Genomic DNA, 1,002 nt, shown 5'->3' on the forward strand with positions numbered 1-1,002 from the left:
TCATCTCATAACTTAGGACCTCATGAATGAACTCATAATAAGTCCAGCTTTTTGCTTCAGCTTCTCTCAGAAGATTGGGCAGTTCTTTAGCCGTTTCAGCGAGTCGCAAAGTTCGACATTTCTCTTGAAGGACTTCATATGGTTGGCTCATTGGTTCTCTCCCCCTTGAAGAATACTGAAATAAATGTCCTTTTTTCGTTCAGGGGCAATGAGGTCTTTATACTTTTCGTTTACACTCCCTATACCCTTTGTATTTTTCTGGCTTTGAATATCGATAGAATGAGCAATATCTCGTAGATCATTAGCACTTCTCAATCGCAAACGTCTCATTTCATGAATCGCTTCCTCCACGAAAAGTGGGTATTTTAAGATAACAGATTGAACGACTTTTAGTTGGTCAATTAAATGACGAGGATACTGTTCAGTTAGTCTATCAATCAGCCACTTTACGGCCTCTTTATCCTCCAAGACATTTTCAATTTGCTGAATGAAAAGTTCCCTTTTGGTTTGGCTACGTTTTCTATGGGAAGGGTCCGAAATGACCAAACCTTTTCCTTCAGCCATTTTATGCTTTGCTAAGACTTGACCGTTTTGCTGCAAGCGTATGTATAGATGCTCCGCATCTTTTTCTACATAAGCAATATTAGAGCTATCTTTTCGGTACGTACCTAAAGGTACGCTATATCGATTCCCATCAACACGAATGACATTGTCCTTGTGTATATTTCTTGTTATACTAGAGGCAAAGATTTTTTCAAAGATATAAGTACCGGAGACTTTTTGTAAGTGTTGCTTTTCCAGGGCGTACACATCAATAGGTCTCTTTTTTGTATTATGGTGAACCTTATAGTTCCCCGTGCGCTTTAACCATCTTATACAGGAATCCTGCCAATCTACTAAATTATCAAACGTACGATTTTTCGCAAAGTTATTTTTCACGTATTTCACAACCTGTTCAATTTTCCCTTTTTTATGCAAAGCTTTACATAAGAAAGGTTATGT

Annotated in this window: 1 protein-coding gene and 1 pseudogene; both read right to left on the reverse strand. The window is 37.9% G+C overall.

Annotated elements, in window-relative coordinates; translation table 11 throughout:
• Positions 1 to 151 (reverse strand): annotated as a pseudogene (locus tag BALCAV_RS23510) (ATP-binding protein); the annotation flags it as partial.
• Positions 148 to 939 carry a Mu transposase domain-containing protein gene (locus BALCAV_RS20900; protein WP_052044427.1) on the reverse strand — a complete coding sequence of 264 codons (792 nt, stop codon included), beginning with the start codon at positions 937 to 939 and terminating at the stop codon, positions 148 to 150. The gene BALCAV_RS20900 and the pseudogene BALCAV_RS23510, both read right to left, overlap by 4 nt.
• Positions 940 to 1,002 lie beyond the last annotated feature (63 nt).

The sequence above is a fragment of the Alkalihalobacillus alcalophilus ATCC 27647 = CGMCC 1.3604 genome (assembly GCF_000292245.2).
Taxonomy (GTDB): Bacteria; Bacillota; Bacilli; order Bacillales; family Bacillaceae_D; genus Alkalihalobacillus; species Alkalihalobacillus alcalophilus.